Origin of the sequence: Salmonella sp. NW1250 (genome assembly GCF_051812965.1) — a bacterium.
GTDB lineage: Bacteria > Pseudomonadota > Gammaproteobacteria > Enterobacterales > Enterobacteriaceae > Salmonella > Salmonella enterica.
On record NZ_JAMNDD010000030.1, the window covers coordinates 1 to 2,096 of the forward strand.

The following is a 2,096-nucleotide window of genomic DNA, read 5'->3' on the forward strand; positions in this document are numbered from 1 at the left end:
AATGCGGCGGACATCAGCAACAGCGGGGCGTACTTTCACCAGCCGCTGCGGCTGCCGGGGCAGTATTTTGACGACGAGACAGGGCTGCATTACAATCTGTTCAGATATTATGCACCGGAGTGTGGCAGGTTCGTCAGTCAGGATCCGATTGGGCTAAGGGGCGGGATAAACCTTTATCAGTATGCGCCTAATCCTATTAGGTGGATCGATCCGTGGGGGTTGACAGGGACATACATGTTTACGGATGGATCAAATTGGTACATAGGAAAAGGGCCTGAAAGTCGAATGTATGATTCGATGGGAGAAAGAGTTGGGGGGAAAATAAATGTTACTCAAGGATTACATGTTGATTATGGAAATAATACGACTGGGTTAATGGTTGAAGCCGAACTTATGCGGAGAAATTCTGCAGTAACAGATGTTAATTTCAAGAATGCCATTAATTCTCCTGGAGAAAAGCTTTTAGCTGACGCACAAGTAAATAATAAGGCATTATACAATGATATTGTAGCAAAAGCAGACTCCTTCGAAACGGAATTTAACAAAACTAAGGGGGTAAAATGCATTTAGATATGAATTTTATTGTAAGGAAAAATCTGGACGGAGAATACGTCATAATTCATGCTAATCAGCTTAAAGAGGGTGTTGAGTATGCGGTAAAAATGGGTGTGACTCAAGTTCAGATAAGAGGCGTGCTTGGGAGTGATGATATAGGTATGACAATTGATTTTAGGCAGTTTGAGAAACTCTCTAAAAAATTAAAGGTCATTTCTTTTACAGATAAAATAGATAGTATTATTAATTTTGATTTTATTTATTCTTTGAGTCGACTTGAAAAGATTTTTTTTCAAAAAAAACAATCTTTCACTATGGATGTTTCATTGTTTCCTGCGCTGAAATATTTAGGCTTCGAGTATTGGAAGGGGGTGAGTAATATTAATTTATCTCGTAGCCTAGAAAGTTTAGTTGTTTATAAATTTAACGAGCCTAATCTTAAAGATTTTTTGGGATTGAGTAAATTAAATGCACTTCATATTTATGATTCGAAAATATCAGATTTATCTGATATTGAATCCCTCTCTATTAAAGAATTATATTTGGTTAAAAATAATTGCCTGAAGGAAGTGGGGGTTATTAGTAGAATGAATTCACTGAGGAAATTATATATAGAAAAATGCAGGGGCGTTACTGATTTTTCTTTTTTAATAGGAAACAAAACTATTGAAGATTTGTTTTTATCTGATGTGGATTCTTTTTGTTTTATTCCAAGTATGAGAAACTTGAACTCTCTTAGATTTTGGAGTTTAGAGGACGGTGATTTGAGTTTTTTATTACAGTCCCCTACATTAAAGATAGTTGACTTTCATCCTCAAAGGAAAAATTACACTCATAAAAAAGAAGAAATAAATATTTTAATTAATACATAATTTTTAGAGTTGTGCCCTTGGACCGTAGATTGATGTAGAATTCTTTATTTTGAAAATAATCACTGGTGGCTACGATTTTTGTTCCTTGTTGGTTTTTCAGGAGATTAAGCTCTACTCTGAACCATTAAAGAGCCCGGCTCATCACCGGGATCGTTCAGTTATCTGCCGCGTTTGATCACCGGAATATCCCCGGTATCATTCAGCGCCCCCGGAAAGGTTTGTAGCCACGCCTTCACTTTCCGTTAGTTGATATACGTAACGCTCATACCTTCAATGCAGCCCCACAGTTCACGAGTATTTTGCAGCGTGATCACGATGCAGTCTTTCATCATCCGAATTTTAACGGGCATCCCGTTAATAAATCCGTCCTGTGCCATCCAGACGCCGTACAAACGAACCGAATGTCCTTCAACGCATGAATAAAACTCACAGTGGGTAAAATCCGGCACAGTATCAGGATCGCGTATCGATCTCGCTTTTTTAGTGGGTTTCAGCAGATTGGCATTTTCTGCTGATGTTCATCGTGATCAACTGAGACTGGAAAAGAAACATCAGTATTACAGGGAACAGAAAGCGAATGCTACAACCGGCCTGGGTTGCCGGAGACGGTGAACTCACCGGGGAAACAGCAGGACAGGTATACCTGGAATGCGCTGGGGCTGATGAGCA

Annotated in this window: 3 protein-coding genes and 1 pseudogene; 3 read left to right on the top strand and 1 reads right to left on the bottom strand. The window is 38.9% G+C overall.

Annotation, left to right across the window (positions count from 1 at the left end; translation table 11 throughout):
• Both NBA72_RS24050 and NBA72_RS24055 read left to right on the top strand, forming a co-directional pair.
• On the top strand, positions 1-570 hold a 570-nt coding region (locus NBA72_RS24050), incomplete at its 5' end, for an RHS repeat-associated core domain-containing protein (protein ID WP_439005036.1).
• Entirely contained in the window at positions 561-1,427 is an 867-nt protein-coding gene (locus tag NBA72_RS24055) for a leucine-rich repeat domain-containing protein (protein WP_049868168.1), read from the top strand. The genes NBA72_RS24050 and NBA72_RS24055, both read left to right, overlap by 10 nt.
• A gap of 242 nt (positions 1,428-1,669) precedes the next feature.
• On the opposite strand, the gene NBA72_RS24060 is transcribed toward NBA72_RS24055, so the two are convergent.
• On the bottom strand, positions 1,670-1,804 hold the full coding sequence (locus NBA72_RS24060) for a SymE family type I addiction module toxin (RefSeq protein WP_072035822.1): 135 nt from the start codon (positions 1,802-1,804) through the stop codon (positions 1,670-1,672).
• A gap of 204 nt (positions 1,805-2,008) precedes the next feature.
• Here NBA72_RS24060 and NBA72_RS24065 point away from each other — a divergent pair.
• Positions 2,009-2,096 (top strand): annotated as a pseudogene (locus NBA72_RS24065) (hypothetical protein); the annotation flags it as partial.

Excerpts from the sequence above, each read along its gene's own strand:
- NBA72_RS24055 (WP_049868168.1), top strand. The coding sequence starts at position 561 with ATGCATTTAGATATGAATTTTATTGTAAGGAAAAATCTGGACGGAGAA.
- NBA72_RS24060 (WP_072035822.1), bottom strand. The coding sequence starts at position 1,804 with ATGGCACAGGACGGATTTATTAACGGGATGCCCGTTAAAATTCGGATG.